We start from the raw sequence: 15657 nt of genomic DNA, 5'->3' as shown, positions 1-15657 counted from the left end.
CACAAGGTGGAGATGGCGTGATCAATCAAGATTTGGATTACCTTTAATTAGTTTTACTATCAAATATTGGTTTTTTTTAAGACCTGAAGTTTGCCATTTATTAAACTTGAAGACAGTTGAATAGGAAGGGAATAAAAAGAATAAAATCATGTTAAAAAAAGAGCGGTATAAGGCTTTTGTCGATCATTTTTCTGAAAACATGCCTGTGGCTGAAACAGAGTTGAAGTTTGAGTCAACTTTCCAACTGCTTATTGCAGTTGTGCTCAGTGCCCAGTGTACAGATAAAAGAATTAATATGGTAACCCCTGCGCTTTTTAGGGATTTCCCCAGTCCTGAACATTTGGCAGCTAGTAATTTTGATGAGTTATTCCCCTATATAAAAACAGTATCTTACCCCAATAACAAAACCAAACACCTCTTGGGTTTAGGTAAAATGTTGGTTGAAGATTTTAATTCTGAAGTACCTGACACTGTAAATGACCTAATAAAACTTCCCGGAGTGGGACGGAAAACAGCCAATGTAATTACCAGTGTGGTATGGAACCAACCCAATATGGCCGTAGATACACATGTATTTCGGGTTTCCAAAAGACTAGGCTTGGTTGCACAAAAAGTGAAAACACCCTTAGAGGTTGAAAAAGATTTGGTTAAGCACCTTCCAAAAGAAGTCATTCATAAAGCACATCACTGGTTAATATTACATGGTAGATATGTTTGCTTAGCCAGAAAACCTAAGTGTAATGAATGTACCATCACCGCTATTTGCCGGTACTATGAGAAAAACCAAGACAAAATAGCATTTGAGGAAGGGGTCAATAAAAAAACTCCTACCAAATAATGTGTGGTGTTCATTTGCTGGTGGATTCATCTGTTTCAGATGATGCTATCACCAATATGGTCGAAAATTGTACACATCGAGGTCCTGACCATTCTGAGGTTATACAAATCAAAAAAGGGATATTTCTTGCTTCCAATAGGTTGAAGATTTCAGACCTTAGGGATGAAGCCAATCAACCTATTTTCAATGAAGAGCGGACAGCATTTTTGTCATGGAATGGATTTCTATACAATTACCAAGACCTAAAAAATCAACTGTTGGAAGAGGGCGTGGTTTTCAAAACCCGCTCAGATGGAGAGGTGTTGTTTCACTGGTTGAAACAGAAAGGGATAGAGGGGATTTCATCTATTGAAGGAATGTTTGCCGTGGTATTTGTTGATGTTCAAAATAGTAAAATTATTTTGGCGAGAGACCCTGTGGGCATGAAATCACTGTATTTTTACCAGCAGAAAAATAAACTCTTGTGCTCTTCGGAAGTAAATTGCTTGTTAAAATCCGGAGCGGTAAAAAAAGAATTTGATGCCGAGCAAATCGTGCCTTTTTGGTATTTGCGGACCTCCTTACCTTCGGCTTCTTTTTATAAAGAAATTAAGGAGTTATTGCCTGGGCAAGTTTTACAGTTTGGCTTTGATGGCCAAAGAAAAAGCACCCTAAAACTCCCTATTCAGAAGCGGCTGGCCGGAAAGGAAGTAGCTACCGATCAATCCCTATTTGAACAGCAACTTACAGAAGCTGTGCTTACACATTTTACAGCTGAAGTGCCGGTAGGAATGATCTTGAGTGGAGGAGCTGATAGTTCACTTTTGTATCATATTTGGTACAAGGAAACCGGTGTGCCATTGCCTTCCTATACCGTTGGTTTTGAAAGGGCCAAGGGCAAAAACTCAATCGATGCAAAATATGCTGCTAACCTGACCAAGACCATGGGTGGTGGGAATCATGAAATCAATATTGGGCCGGATTATTTTTTAGCTACTTGGGAAGAGTATATTTCTCAATTGGACCAGCCCGTTGGAGATAGTGCCGGCTATTTGACTTGGGCCATTGCCAAAGAAGCCAAGAAAGAGGTGAAAGTACTGGTGAGCGGAGTAGGGGCTGATGAGTTGTTTGCCGGCTATAATAGACACAAAGCTTTTAAAGCTTATCTTAAGCACCCTCAGTTGTGGCAAAATATTTCAGGTTTTCTTAAGCATTTCCCTCAGTTATCTAGAAGCCGGCAAAAATTCTTAAAAGGAATTCATCCTGAGCCTTCACGTACTTTTATAAATTTTGCTGCACTTTATCCAGTACCTGAAGAATTGGGGATAAGACTTAAAGAGCGCTATCCTACCTCCGAAGGGGATTTTAAAAATGCATTGGCCTATGACCAAAGCCTTTACCTGGTACAGGATTTGTTGAAAATTCATGACAATGCATGCATGGCAAATGGGATTGAAGGGAGAGCTCCATTTTTAGATTGGTCATTAATTGGCTTAAGTGATTCCATGAGCAATGAGTTTTTTATGCGCACCACGGCCAAGTCATGGATCAAGGATACCTTAGTAAAAGAAGGTTTGGAAAGCATTGCTAAAAGAGAAAAGAGGGGTTTTGGTTTGCCCATACTTGATTGGTTCAATAATCATCCGGAGTTTAGAAATAAATTAAGTTCATCCGTTATCGCTTTTGGGGAAAAATATGGCAATTTTGTTTCCAACGAATGGCAGCCTTTGTTAAAACATCCTGAAAAACACATTCAATACCATTATTTGCTTTTATTCAATGTGTTTCTACTTTCAGAGTGGATTAATTTAAATTCCCAATGAGAATAATCTATATTCATCAATATTACCTGAATCCTGAACAAGGAGGGGCAATTAGGTCCTATCACCTTTCCCAAGGATTGGCGAAAGAAGGAGTGGCGGTGGAGGTGATTACTGCGCACAATAAGAAACAATATATGCTTCGAAAAGATGGGAAGGTGACTGTACATTACCTTCCCGTGCCTTATCTGTCAACTTATTCTAACCGGCAGAGGGTTTTGGCTTTTTACAGCTTTTTTAGACAAGCGAAAAAGTTAATCAAAGAATTGGCTAAACCTGATTTGTTTTATATTTCTTCTACCCCCCTGACCACAGGCTGGATTGGTGTTTGGGCGAAAAAGAAATATGGAATCCCCTATGTTTTTGAGGTGAGAGACCTTTGGCCGGAAGCTCCTATTCAGGTTTTAAAAATCAGCAATACTTTCCTGAAAAAGGTTTTGTATGATATGGAGGCTAATATTTATCGAGAAGCAGAAAAAATTGTTGCCTTATCTCCCGGAATCCAAAATTATATCAAAGTTTTATTTCCGGAGAAAAAGGTAGCCTTGATACCCAATTTTGCAAACAATGAATTTTTTACTGCCAATCAACACAATCTAAGCAGCAGGGATTTCGATAAGCAGCCATTGCGGATCTTATATGCAGGAGCGGTAGGAAAGGTCAATGGCTTGGACTCTTTTTTGGATTTGGCATTTGCTGCCCAATCTCAGGGCAAAAATTGGAGGTTTGAATTAATGGGTAGCGGAAATGCACTGAGTAAATTAAAGAAGTACGCCCTAGATTTGAAACTGTCCAATGTCTTTTTTCTTCCCTTTGGAGATAAAGATGCTGTCAAAACAAAGTTGGGAAAAGCTGACTTTGCTTACATCTCTTTTCTTCCATTAGAGGTTTTGGAAAATAGTAGTCCCAATAAATTTTTTGATGCCTTGGCAATGGGTTTACCTGTAATTGTTAATTTTAAAGGTTGGATATATGACCTTATTGAAAAGGAAAAAATAGGCCTTTTCCATCCAATGGAGGATCATGAATTGTTGATTGAAAATATTGAACATTTGCGGAAAAATTTGGACCAATATTATTATATGAGTCGAAATTCTCGGAGAATCGCTGAAACTAAATTTGATAAAAATACTGCACAAGAAAAGTTGTATGCTTTTTTGGGTATTAAAAATCTAAATGGTTGACCGGAATAGCCAATGCCCTATGTTTTACTTTGAAAGGACTTTTACCTCCCTAATTGCACTAAAGTTTAGCAGTAGATTAGGGCCTTCTTGGTTTGTAACCTGATTCTTTGAAGATCAATCTGGCATCGTCTTGTTCCATTAATTCAGGTAGGGCCATGTCATTATTGGCTTGATAATCATCAACTATATTCCAGCCTATCCACCTTCCTATTCTTCCCGGGGCGTCAGGACTGATCTCGTCTGTAAATGGAGCTTCACCGGTATATTTTCTTATTTCAAAAGGGTTGGTTTCAAAGAGCAACTCATTTTCAATAAAGTGTCCCCATATCATTTCCTCATTGGCATAGCTTCCAAGTATCTCATTGGTTTCATAGCCAATTATAAACTCATCAGCAGTACATGGCATTATGGTTTTGGTAAAATGATAAGACTTGCCATAGAAAACCATTTCTGCCAATAAGCTATTGTCAGAAAGCTTTGTTTTATTAAACTGAGTGGATATTGCCGTGATTATCATAGGCACTAAATGAGCACTATTGTATCTTCTTAATATATAATTAGGCAAATCTACAGGTTGAAATTTATGGTCATTGGGTAAGAAATAGTCTAGTCCGATAATAATCACCTCATCGGAGACAATAAGGTCAGTTCCAAAACCATTAACGAATGTATAAATTGAGGGAATGGTATAATCGGGATAATGGTATTTTATACCAGCAAAGGCAATTTCTAAATCCATTTTTATTTTACTAATGTCACCAAAATGCTTTTGAACCTCCTGATACAATTCCACCATTCCGCTATCCTGATGAATCAAGAGCAATTCTTCTGCAAGTTGCTCTTGATTTTCAAAGCCCATATTTGCGAACATAGCTTTGGAGAATTGAGGGTAAGTTTCCAAATTCTCAAGTATTTTTTCTTTGGTTATCTGTTCAAAAAATAACCCTTCCATTCTTTGGATGTCAATGGGAGTTAAGTTTTCTTGATATCCTATAGGAATTTCACATTCTTCATTGGATGATGTGCAACCAATAAAAAAGGTAAAAAAGAATAGCCCGGCAAATAAGAATTTGAATCGTGTCATGTTTACAAAGTTAGGCATTAGCGTTCAATAAATGTAACTATTCAAATACAAGCTAAAGAGAACAAAGTTAACAAGAAATCAACTCAATTTCCTTTATAGCCACGGTTGATTTGCGGCACAAATACATCGAAATTTCCCTTTTTTTATTCTGGTTTCAATTATTTTAAATTTGCTGCTTTTCTCATTTTTTTCTGAATAAAAATTCAAGGGATTGTCAGGTTATTCAGTCTTCTTTGTTTAATTTTTATCCATAAAAATTAAACATTATTACCATCTATCAGTTTGGTTACAAATGAATTAAACCAACAATAACTAAACTAATTTTAATTATGAATTCAATGATTAAAAAAAATCAAAATTTGTTAGGACTGCTTTTTTCAGTGATGGTTCTTATGTCTTCAAGTTGTTCAGATGATGACCCAGTTCCTATGGAATCAGATGATAAAAGCATTGTTGAACTCGCCCAGAGTGATGGCCGGTTTTCCTCTTTGGTTGCCGCTGCTCAGAGAGCTGAATTGATTGATGCTTTAAGTGCCGATGGGTCAATAACGGTCTTTGCACCAACTGATCAAGCTTTCACCGATGCAGGAATAACGGATGTTAGTGCCATTGCAGTAGATGATTTGGAGGATGTTTTAATTTACCATGTTGTGCCTTCGGAAATACCATCTTCAGCGGTAAGTAGTGGGAAAGTTACATCTTTAGAAGGAGCTCCGTTTTATTTAAGTATAGACCCTGACAGTAAAGTCTGGATCAATGGTCATGCAGAAGTTATAGAAACCGATTTAGATGCTTCTAACGGGATCATTCACGTAATCAATCAAGTGATCATGAAACCGACCATGTCCATTGCAGAAATAGCTATCGATTATACGCAAGAAACAAGCCCGGAATTTACACAGCTCGTTGGAGCCTTATCGAGAGCCAATTTAGTGGATGCAGTAAATGGTGGAATGGAGGATGATTTGACTGTTTTTGCTCCAACAGATGCAGCTTTTCAACAACTTTACGATGATTTGGGTGTAGGTGGTTTTGAGGATATTCCTTTAGAAACTTTAGAAAACGTGCTCATGTATCATGTAGTTCCGGCAAGAGCATTTTCTCAAGATTTGAGAGACGAAGCTGAGCTTCCTACCTTGCTTTCGAACAACACTTTAACGGTGGATTTGGGAGAATTAAGTATAGAGGAAGCCGGTTTAAACACTGATTTGCTTAATATTCATGCCACCAATGGTGTCATACATGTTATTGATAAAGTGATGTTACCATAATATAGAATTTGGATTATTTAAAAGCCGGAGCCACTAGGTTTCGGCTTTTTTTTGTGTAAATTTTTCACAAGTTGAAGCTTACTATCCCTCCGCTTTTTATAAGCCTTTTTCAATCTTAAAATCTGATGTTTCAGTTCTTTGACTTGGAGAGTGATATTTTATATTTATTATTATGCCTTTAATGCCCAAAGATTGTCCCTTAAAGCAAGGAATAATTATCTTTACAGTTGCTTTACGGTAAAAATTATGAATAACCTTAATTATTCATGTCATAAATAGGTGTGGGTAATGTGGCGAAGCTGTATAGCCACCAAAAATATATTAGATATGATTTCTAAAAGACTTGTGAACCACCATTGGTTCCACTATGCGATTTTTTTTCTATTGGTCATGTTATCTCATTTAGCATTACCTCAGTCATTGGAAGACATTTCCTCAATAAATGTGGATGACTTGACAGACCAGCAATTGGAGCAATTGGTCAATAGAGCATCTGAAGCTGGTTTTTCTGAAGCTGAGCTTCTGCAAATGGCTCAGCTTAGAGGGCTTCCCTCATCAGAAGTCGAAAAGCTTAAGGAACGATTGGATGGCTTGGTTCTTATGAATTCTTATGAAGGTAAGAATTCCTCGGAGTCTCCCTCTAGAAGCCCTAGAAGGCAAATGGAGTTCAATGAAATCACTCAAGGAATGATTTCACCGCAGACGGATTTAGATAAATTGTCTTCAGATAAGCAACCTTATTTCGGGATGGATCTTTTTTATAACAAGACCAGGAGGTTAACCTTTGAACCCAATTTAAATCTTGCCACCCCAAGAAACTATATTTTAGGGCCCGGGGATGAGGTAAATATTGATATATATGGACAATCTGAAACCTATTACCAAACATCGGTCACTCCTGAAGGCCAAATCATTTTAGAAAATATTGGCCCTATAAGTGTTTCAGGTCTGACAATAGAGGATGCAAGCAAAGTAATTCGGAATAGACTGTCCACATATTATACGGGATTGAGAGGAAGCAAACCCAATACTTTTTTGCAAATTACCTTGGGCAATATTAGAACGATCAAAGTAAATTTAGTAGGGGAAGTAAGGTTGCCCGGAACTTTCACTTTGAGTGCTTTTAGTAATGTATTTAATGCCTTGTATGCTGCCGGAGGGCCAAATACTAATGGTAGTATGCGAAGAGTGAAATTGATTAGAAACCAAAAAGAAATTGCTGAGATTGACCTTTATGCATTTTTAATTGATGGAGATCCGGGGGTCAATATGACCTTGCAGGATCAAGATATCATCTTGGTGCCTCCATACTTGGCTAGGGTAAGTCTGGAGGGAGAAGTGAAGCGTCCCAAGGTATTTGAAGTGAAAGAAAATGAAACTTTTGCTGATGTGCTTGAGTTTGCCGGAGGATTTACAGATATAGCTTTCAAAGAAAAAGTAGGAGTTACCAGAGTAACCAATAAGGAGAAAGCAGTCTCGGATGTCTACAGCGATCAATTTTCTATGTTCCTTATAAAAGGTGGGGATCATTATACAATAGGAAAGATTTTGAATAGGTACACCAATAGAGTACAGGTGAAAGGAGCTGTTTATAGACCCGGAAACTATGCTTTTGAGCAAGGGCTAACCCTTACCAAGTTGATAGAAAAAGCTGAAGGCTTGAAGGGAGAGGCTTTTACTAACCGTGTAAATATTCTCAGAACTAAGGCCGATTTAAGTACCCGCTTGATCCAAGTAGATTTGGAAGCCATTATGAAAGGAACAGCTACCGATGTGACCATTTCAAGGGAGGATGTCATTCATGTCCCCTCCATATATGATTTAAAGGAGGAGACTTATGTGAAAGTGAGTGGCGAAGTGTTGAATCCGGGCACTTACCTATATTCTGAGAACATGACCCCTGCTGATTTGATTTTAATGGCCGGAGGGCTCAAAGAATCAGCTTCGAAAGAGGATGTAGAGATCGCAAGGAGAAAATCAGATCAAGCCGGAAGAGCCTATGCAGATATTATCCCTGTTGCTTTAGATAATGATCTTGGCCTAAGCAGTAATCCACAGGTATTACTTCCATTTGATCATTTGACAGTCCGAAGAAAAACGAATTTTAGCTTAGAGAGAATGGTGAAAATAGAAGGGCAGGTTAAATCACCCGGAAACTTTGCCATTAGTCAGGCAGAAGAGCGGATTTCCAGTTTAATTTCCAGATCAGGTGGGCTGACTGAATTTGCTTATCCGAAAGGTGCAACCTTGATAAGAAGGACTGAATTTTATAAAAATCAATCCGAGAAGGCGAGAAGCAAGGACAATTTGCTCAATCTGCTTCAAAGGTTAAATCGGGAAAATTTGGAGCCTACCGAATCCCAAAAGCAAATGATAGATAGGATTGGTAATTACCTATTTGGAATGAGCGATTCTGTTGAAGCAAGACTAGATCAATCAGTGGTTGAAGCGAGAGAGCGATTGTTTAATGACATCTCTTCCTCTCGAGATGGGGTGAATCCTATTCAATTAAGAGAAACAGAGACTGTTGCCATTGACTTGGTGTCCATCATGAACAATCCGGGCTCCAAATATGATTTGATTTTGGAGGAAGGGGATATATTAAGTGTCCCCAGAAAACTACAAACGGTTAGGCTTAGGGGAGATGTGATCTATCCCACCACTATCCGTCATGAAAACCTCAAAGGATTGCCCTATTATATCAACAAAGCAGGAGGTTTCAATGTGAGAGCCAAAAGGAAGCGGACTTATGTGGTTTATGCAAATGGGGAAGTCGCCCGGACAAAAAATTATCTATTTTTCAATGCCTATCCAAAGATAGAGCCAGGTTCCGAAATTATTGTGCCCACCAAAGGCCCGCGGATACCTATAAGACCAAGTGATTTGGTTGGTATAACAACCGGCTTAGCTACAATAGCCTTTCTTATTACTCAGATTATAAATTAATTATGGGGGAGAATCAACATATATTATCTGATAAAATCACGCTTAAAGAGTTGGTGCTCCGCTTTCAAAGCTGGTTTGTTGTGTTCAAAAAAAAGTGGAAGTTATTGATGGCCTTTGCACTCGTAGGTGCTGTATTAGGAGCCATTGTATCTGTGCTAAAAAAGCCTGTTTACCATGCTGACACCACCTTTGTGCTTGAACAATCCGGAATGGGAGGTATGGGAAATATTTCCGGCCTGGCCTCCATGTTAGGCATTAACATTGGTTCCATAGGTGGAGAAAGTGGGCTGTTTACCGGGGACAATATTATGGAGCTTTATAAATCAGAGTCCATGCTTAGTAAAACTTTACTCAAACCTTTTGACTCTGTTTCTAATCAAAACTCCGGTGAATTGCTGATAGATCGTTACATAAATTTTAACGAATTGGAAGAAAAATGGGAGGATGATGTTGATTTCAGCAAGATTGATTTTTCCTTACCAATGGTCAAATTCTCTATTCAGCAAGACAGTGTATTGAAAGAGGTGGTAAAGGAGATTAAGAAAAGTAATCTAATGGTAGAAAAACCGGATCGAAAACTTAACATTATCAAAGTGACCATCGCCAGTAAAGACCAAGCCTTTTCAAAAAGCTTCAATAAGAATTTGGTGGCTACAGTCAATGAATTTTACCTTAAGGCTAAGACTAAAAAAACTTCAGAGAATGTTCGGGTTTTGCAACACCAATCTGATAGTGTTAGAAAAGTGTTGGACAGTAAAATAAAAGCCTTGGCTAATTTTCAGGATAGGGTGCCAAACCCCAACCCATTGCTACAAGAAGGTATGGTGCCCTCAAAAAGTATTCAGGTAGACATTCAGGCATCTGCCGCAGTTTATGAGGAAATCGTGAAAAACCTTGAGATTGCTAAAATCAATGACAGAAACAATACACCTTTAATTCAAATAATAGATCAACCGCGGTATCCGCTAGAGCGGGCTGAAATAAAACTTAAAGTAGGAATTGTTCTTGGAGCATTTATATGCTTTGTTTTAGGGTTTGTTTGGGTATACTTGAACACTTTGTATGTGACACATCTCAAATCTTGAGTATTCTTTTTAAACATGTCGGATAAGCCCCTTTTCCCTTTTTATCATTTATTAAGGCATAAATCTTTATTAAATTTAATATTTTTATTCTTAATCCAGTCCTCAAATATTCTGGTTTCAATCATTGCGATGCCTGTGTTGATTCGGGCTGTGGGGGTAGAGGAGTTTGGACGAATCAACTTGGCTTTTTCAGTCATCTTATTAGTGAATGTTCTGGTAGGTTTTGGCTATAGTTTAACTGCCCCAAAAAGTGTTGCGCTCAACCAAGGAAATTTATCTGCCTTAAGCCATAAGGTTTCTGAAATTCTGTGGAGTAAGCTTTTCCTCGCCTTCACTTCACTTATTATACTCGGATTGCTGGGTTTTGTATTTGGCTTCTTCGAAGATTTCTTCTTGATCTTATGGTGGTCCACGGTTTTATTGTTTAGTGAAGCCACTGCCAGCATTTGGTTCTTTCAAGGGAAAGAACGTTTGCAATGGGTTTCTGTTATTAATGTGGTAGCTAAACTTACTTATTTGCTGCTAATTATTTGGTGGGTACAAAACGCAAATGACAGTTATTTGCCCAATTTTTTTCTTGGATTGACGGCATTGGCAGGAAATATAGGTTTGCTGATTTTTATTCACCATGGAATGAAAATCCATCTGATAAGGCCTAAGTTTTATCGGATTATTCAGTCTTTAAAAGCAAACTTGCTTTTATTTCTTTCAAGCCTTGCCTCACATATAGCCATTAATGGAGGACTAATAATACTAAGCTTTTTTGCTTCTGCGGCCGTTTTGGGGCCATATAGTATAGCGGAGCGAATAGCAATGGTTTTAAGAATGGCCCCTGTATTGATTAGTCAGGCGGTTTTCCCTAGAGCAAGCATTCTATATTATGAAGATAGGAGAAAGTTTTTCTCTTTTCTCGCCAAAGTAGAATTGGCAACTTTAGCTGTTGGCCTAATTATCATACTTGGCGTTCAATTCACAGCACCTTTTATTATTCAACTTATAGCCGGTGAAGCGTTGGACAATGCCGTGCTTTTCCTAAAGATTTTATCGTTTATACCCTTGGCCTCAGGCCTAAACTTGGGCAATATGTTAATGATCTTGGTGACAGAACAGAAGAAGGTGCTTTTTCACTCTACCTGGTTTTTTTCTGTATATATGTTGGGAGCTTCCTTTTTCCTTACAGAATTTTATGGAGGAGTGGGGCTTGCCATTGCTTTAATTTCTACTGAGGTAATTATATTTATTGTTACTACCCTTCTTTTAAGTAAAAAGGAGCCTACCACCGTATCTCAATTTTATCGTGCAGTATTCAGTAGCCATAGTTATTCTTAATTGGAACGGTTGGGATTACACCCAATTATGCATAAAATCTCTGCTCGAGGCGGGTTATTCGGAAGATGATCTAATTATTGTGGACAATGCCTCTACCGATGGCTCAATCCCGAATATCAAAAAACAATTTCCCAAAGCTCACCTTATCCTGAATAAGGAAAATGAAGGTTTTACAGGTGGAAATAATAGAGGAATCCAATATGCAATAAAAAAAGGTTATGCTTTTGTATTGTTGCTAAATAACGATACCCAAGTCTTACCGGGGTTTTTGGAACGACTGATTGAAGAAATGAAGGCCTCTGAGAAATTGGCGGCGATACAACCCCTGATTTACTATTTGGGGGCTAAGGATGAAATTTGGAATGCAGGGGGGGATTATCACGCTTGGTTGGGCTATTCACAAACAAATTATAAGATTGAAAGTGATCAACCTTATTTGACAGACTGGATTAGTGGTTGTGCGATTTTGGTTCGGTCTACCGTACTTGAAACAATAGGTTTGCTGGATCATAATTATTTTGCCTATTTTGAAGATGTTGATTGGTCTTTGCGGATGAGGAGTCAAGGTTTTGAATTAAAAGTTCATCCCCAGTCAATTATTTACCATGAAGCCGGAGCCGCTTCAAAAAGCGAAACCAAAGGAGTGGAGGGATTTTTAGACCCTAAAGTTCATTTTCTAAATGTAAGGAACCAAGTTTTTCAGCTCAGAAAATACTGTGTTGGCCCCAAGCAATGGCTGGCCTGGCCATTCCACTTTGCTAAATTTGCGCTATTTATAATTTATTTTACACTAAAAGGTCGCCACACTAAAAGTAAAGCAGTGATAAAAGGAATAAAGGAAGGATTGAAAACGCCATTGGGAATAAATAAATGATAGGGCTACTACTGTTCATAATTGTAGTAGTTTATGTGTTTCTACTGCTATTTATCACTGTGGAGAAAATTGCCTTTAAGGGAGACTGGGATTATATCTTATTCTTCATGGTGCTTTATTTGCCCTTTTATACCTCCATCCTCAGCATTGTTTACCAAACCACAGGCTCTGAGTTGGCGGTAGCGTTTTTTCAGTACATTAAAGAACTAATACTTTTTTTAGCGCTCTTGGGGTTTGTCTTTTACCAGAGGAATATTTGGAATTACGCCATTCGTCTTAATTTGGTGGACAAATTGTTTATAGCTTTTACTGCTTTGTCCACCCTGTATTTATTTTTACCCTTAGGAGAAGCGACTTTTCTTAGCAAGTTATTGTATCTCAAAGGAATTCTATTAATTCCATTGTTTTATTTTTTAGGTAGAAACTCAAGTATAGGTTCGGCCTCCATTAGCAGGCTTTTTGGCTTGATTATGTTAATTGGAGTTGCAGCATTCCTTTTAAATATTGTAGAGAAAGTTTTAGGCCTCCATTTTCAACAATTTTCCGGTTATGCATTATTTAATTTTGCTGTAAACGGCATAGAGCCTACAGGTAACTACGGTTTGTCTTGGACCTTTGAAACGCAGACTTCAGGCATGCGGTTGGCCTCTTTCTTTTCTGATCCCTTAGAACTTGCCAGCTCCTGTTTGCTGGCATTTTCCACAGGGTTGATTTGGTATTTTAGCAAAAAAAGAGAAGAGAGCTGGCTGTACGTGATTGTGATGTTGGCGGCTTTCGGAAGTTTGATGATGACAGCCTCTAGAGCAGCATTTGGAGCCTTCTTTGTAATGTTGGTTTTTATTGCCTTGGTATTTAGACTTTATAAACTACTAGGCTTAGGCTTGGCGATTTTTGTTTGTTTTGGTATTTACGTCTTGTTTTTTGCCTCAGATGAGTTTTATTATTTTATTTATGATACGCTTACTTTTCAAAATGCCTCTAGTGTAGGTCATTTGGTAGAGTGGTTTCTTGCATTGGATTCCATCATAAGCAACCCTGAAGGGATAGGGCTAGCCATGAGTGGAAATACTGGAAGTGTGACCGATGAAGTACGTGTGGGTGGTGAAAACCAATTTTTGATTTATGGCGTTCAATTGGGAGTAATTGGCATGTTTTTATACATCGCAATACTTGGGTTTGGGATTTACAAGAGTTTAATAGTTTTTAGAAAAACTGGAAACCGAAATACAGCCCGTATTGCTTTTGTGACGGCAGCTACTAAATTCGGTTTATTGCTTCCATTATTTACAGCAAATGCAGAATTGTACACCTATGTTTCCTTGACTACTTGGTGGATGATGGGCTACACCTTAGCAGAATACAACAGAATATTTTCTGAGGGAGAAACTTTTCCAGTCAATCTTTCTCAACCTCTACCATGAAAAACAAAGAAACGAAGGTTGTTCTTGTTGATATTTTTTTTCAACACCTGGCGCAAACGGGTATAAAAACTTATACAGATAACCTTCTGAATCAAATCGAAATGTATAAGGGTGATTCATTTACTTTTATTGTTACCCCTTCCAAGGAAAGTATCAATAAAAGTAAAATGTTTAAAGGTAAGACGGCGCGTTGGAAAAATTGGTGGTTTCAATTGCGCTATTTTTCCCATAAACTATTTGTTTTACCTCTACTTTCCATTTGGTACAAAGCGGATATTATTTTATCTCCTGACATCCTTTCTCCAATCTGGAGCAGGGGGAAGCGGGTGTCGGTAATTCATGATGCATTTTTTTGGGAGACTCCTGAACATTACAATAAGTTATGGAGGAAGTTTTACCTTTTCCTTTTACAGACCAGTGTTAATTTAGGAACCGAAGTAATCACAGTTAGCCATTATGCCAAAACAACGGTAGCTAAGTATCTTTTAGCATCACCAATTACGGCAATACCTACCGGCTTGGACCTAGAGATAAAAGACCGGGGTAAAACTGAGCAATCGCCACTTCCAAAGCCTTATTTCCTACATGTTGGGGTGATGGAGAAGAGGAAAAATCTCCGGATGCTAATTGAAGCCTTTGCTATTTTTTTAGAAAGGAGAGAAGCTGACTATTTACTCGTTTTAGTAGGGCAACGAGGGCCAAGGGCAGCACTTGATGATTATGATGGGATTTTGTCCGTGGTCAAAAAACATCAATTAGAGGATAAGGTTATTTTCACGGGGTATCTGAGCAATAAACAGCTTTCTACCTACTATAAATTTGCTGAGGCCTATGTTTTTCCTTCTACAAACGAGGGGTTTGGACTGCCGGTTTTGGAGGCATTTTCTTATGGATTACCTGTGTTGATTGGTCCCCAAGGAGCCTTGCAAGAAATTGGAGGCGATGCTGTTTTGGTAAGTGAAAGATTTGATGCAAAAGATTTTGCAAGCATTATGCTTAAAATCTCTGAGGATCCCCAACTAAGCATATCTTTAAAGCAATTGGGCTATCAGCGGCTATCATTATTTACAGGGCAGAAGTTTTTACTATCTTTGACGGATTATTTTAATCGCATTAGCAATGAGTAGCTTACCCGGGAAATTTATTTCTAAGATTTCAGGATTGGACTTTTCTGATCGGTTTGGGCCCGGTTGGGATAAAGCGTCTACCTTTTCGGTTTTGCTGAGAATGGGGATATGGTGGTTCCGAGGTTTGTTTTTGAGACTACGTATGAGATCTTCAAAAGGGATGTTATTGGTGGGAAAGGGCGTTACCATAAGGCAAGCAGGTAGCTTTAAAGTTGGGCGAAATTTTGTAGCCCAAGATCATTGTGAAATAAATTGTCTTTCCCAAAAAGGCATTGTTTTCGGAGACAAGGTGACTGTAGGGAGTTATGCCATTATTCGACCCACCAATCTATATGGAGGTGAGCTTGGGCTGGGACTAAAGGTAGGGGACAATTCAAGTATAGGTCCCTATGCGTACATTGGTTGCTCGGGATACATCGAAATAGGGGATAATGTAATGATGTCGCCTAGGGTTAGTATTTATGCAGAGAATCATATTTTTGCAGATGCTGAATTGCCCATGATTGAACAAGGAGTAAAGCGATCATTTGTAAAGATTGAAGATGACTGTTGGATTGCTTCCAATGCTGTAATTTTGGCAGGTGTGACAGTTGGGAAAGGCTCGGTGGTCGCTGCTGGGAGTATCGTAACCAAGGATGTACCACCCTACAGCATTGTTGGGGGAAATCCTGCGAAATTGATAAAATCAAGGTGAGATTT

12 protein-coding genes are annotated in these 15657 nt (G+C 38.4%); 11 read left to right on the top strand and 1 reads right to left on the bottom strand.

Annotation, left to right across the window (positions count from 1 at the left end):
* Positions 1-148: 148 nt before the first annotated feature.
* The 3 genes from nth to Q4534_RS19645 are packed head-to-tail and all read left to right on the top strand — an operon-like array spanning position 149 to position 3821.
* The gene (gene nth / locus Q4534_RS19655; RefSeq protein WP_303614860.1) at positions 149-838 is read left to right on the top strand and encodes an endonuclease III; all 690 of its coding nucleotides are present in this window, start codon (positions 149-151) and stop codon (positions 836-838) included.
* Positions 838-2640: an asparagine synthase (glutamine-hydrolyzing) gene (asnB, locus tag Q4534_RS19650; RefSeq protein ID WP_303614859.1), complete on the top strand. Its 1803-nt coding sequence runs from the start codon at positions 838-840 to the stop codon at positions 2638-2640. Before nth ends, asnB begins: the two co-directional genes overlap by 1 nt.
* Entirely contained in the window at positions 2637-3821 is a 1185-nt protein-coding gene (locus Q4534_RS19645) for a glycosyltransferase family 4 protein (protein ID WP_303614858.1), read from the top strand. Before asnB ends, Q4534_RS19645 begins: the two co-directional genes overlap by 4 nt.
* A 76-nt stretch (positions 3822-3897) precedes the next feature.
* Here the strand turns inward: Q4534_RS19645 and gldB are convergent, their stop codons facing one another.
* A complete protein-coding gene (gene gldB, locus Q4534_RS19640; protein ID WP_303614857.1) occupies positions 3898-4905 on the bottom strand; it encodes a gliding motility lipoprotein GldB in 1008 nt (335 codons plus the stop codon).
* Positions 4906-5243: 338 nt separating this feature from the next.
* Here gldB and Q4534_RS19635 point away from each other — a divergent pair, with 338 nt between their 5' ends.
* From Q4534_RS19635 to Q4534_RS19600, 8 genes are all read left to right on the top strand, one after another.
* Positions 5244-6176 (top strand): fasciclin domain-containing protein, encoded by a 933-nt coding sequence (locus Q4534_RS19635; RefSeq protein WP_303614856.1) that lies wholly within the window; start codon positions 5244-5246, stop codon positions 6174-6176.
* A gap of 327 nt (positions 6177-6503) precedes the next feature.
* On the top strand, positions 6504-9122 hold the full coding sequence (locus tag Q4534_RS19630; RefSeq protein WP_303614855.1) for an SLBB domain-containing protein: 2619 nt from the start codon (positions 6504-6506) through the stop codon (positions 9120-9122).
* Between the two features lie 2 nt (positions 9123-9124).
* Positions 9125-10207 (top strand): Wzz/FepE/Etk N-terminal domain-containing protein, encoded by a 1083-nt coding sequence (locus tag Q4534_RS19625; RefSeq protein WP_303614854.1) that lies wholly within the window; start codon positions 9125-9127, stop codon positions 10205-10207.
* A 15-nt stretch (positions 10208-10222) separates the two neighbouring features.
* Complete coding sequence (locus tag Q4534_RS19620) at positions 10223-11536, top strand: oligosaccharide flippase family protein (RefSeq protein ID WP_303614853.1); 1314 nt, start codon at positions 10223-10225, stop codon at positions 11534-11536.
* Positions 11505-12410: a glycosyltransferase family 2 protein gene (locus tag Q4534_RS19615; protein WP_303614852.1), complete on the top strand. Its 906-nt coding sequence runs from the start codon at positions 11505-11507 to the stop codon at positions 12408-12410. The genes Q4534_RS19620 and Q4534_RS19615 overlap by 32 nt, the downstream gene beginning before the upstream one ends.
* Positions 12407-13831: an O-antigen ligase gene (locus tag Q4534_RS19610; protein ID WP_303614851.1), complete on the top strand. Its 1425-nt coding sequence runs from the start codon at positions 12407-12409 to the stop codon at positions 13829-13831. The genes Q4534_RS19615 and Q4534_RS19610 overlap by 4 nt, the downstream gene beginning before the upstream one ends.
* Positions 13828-14958: a glycosyltransferase family 1 protein gene (locus Q4534_RS19605; protein ID WP_303614850.1), complete on the top strand. Its 1131-nt coding sequence runs from the start codon at positions 13828-13830 to the stop codon at positions 14956-14958. Before Q4534_RS19610 ends, Q4534_RS19605 begins: the two co-directional genes overlap by 4 nt.
* Entirely contained in the window at positions 14951-15652 is a 702-nt protein-coding gene (locus Q4534_RS19600) for a DapH/DapD/GlmU-related protein (protein WP_303614849.1), read from the top strand. The genes Q4534_RS19605 and Q4534_RS19600 overlap by 8 nt, the downstream gene beginning before the upstream one ends.
* Positions 15653-15657: the final 5 nt, after the last annotated feature.

It is taken from the genome of Cyclobacterium sp. 1_MG-2023, from assembly GCF_030546805.1.
Lineage (GTDB): Bacteria > Bacteroidota > Bacteroidia > Cytophagales > Cyclobacteriaceae > Cyclobacterium.
The sequence above is the reverse complement of the archived record's forward strand: the minus strand, read 5'-3'. Positions and strand labels throughout refer to the sequence as shown.

What these genes read in the sequence shown, in the direction of transcription:
- nth (WP_303614860.1), top strand. Translation starts at nt 149, where the DNA reads ATGTTAAAAAAAGAGCGGTATAAGGCTTTTGTCGATCATTTTTCTGAA.
- asnB (WP_303614859.1), top strand. Translation starts at nt 838, where the DNA reads ATGTGTGGTGTTCATTTGCTGGTGGATTCATCTGTTTCAGATGATGCT.
- Q4534_RS19645 (WP_303614858.1), top strand. Translation starts at nt 2,637, where the DNA reads ATGAGAATAATCTATATTCATCAATATTACCTGAATCCTGAACAAGGA.
- gldB (WP_303614857.1), bottom strand. Translation starts at nt 4,905, where the DNA reads ATGACACGATTCAAATTCTTATTTGCCGGGCTATTCTTTTTTACCTTT.
- Q4534_RS19635 (WP_303614856.1), top strand. Translation starts at nt 5,244, where the DNA reads ATGATTAAAAAAAATCAAAATTTGTTAGGACTGCTTTTTTCAGTGATG.
- Q4534_RS19630 (WP_303614855.1), top strand. Translation starts at nt 6,504, where the DNA reads ATGATTTCTAAAAGACTTGTGAACCACCATTGGTTCCACTATGCGATT.
- Q4534_RS19625 (WP_303614854.1), top strand. Translation starts at nt 9,125, where the DNA reads ATGGGGGAGAATCAACATATATTATCTGATAAAATCACGCTTAAAGAG.
- Q4534_RS19620 (WP_303614853.1), top strand. Translation starts at nt 10,223, where the DNA reads ATGTCGGATAAGCCCCTTTTCCCTTTTTATCATTTATTAAGGCATAAA.
- Q4534_RS19610 (WP_303614851.1), top strand. Translation starts at nt 12,407, where the DNA reads ATGATAGGGCTACTACTGTTCATAATTGTAGTAGTTTATGTGTTTCTA.
- Q4534_RS19605 (WP_303614850.1), top strand. Translation starts at nt 13,828, where the DNA reads ATGAAAAACAAAGAAACGAAGGTTGTTCTTGTTGATATTTTTTTTCAA.
- Q4534_RS19600 (WP_303614849.1), top strand. Translation starts at nt 14,951, where the DNA reads ATGAGTAGCTTACCCGGGAAATTTATTTCTAAGATTTCAGGATTGGAC.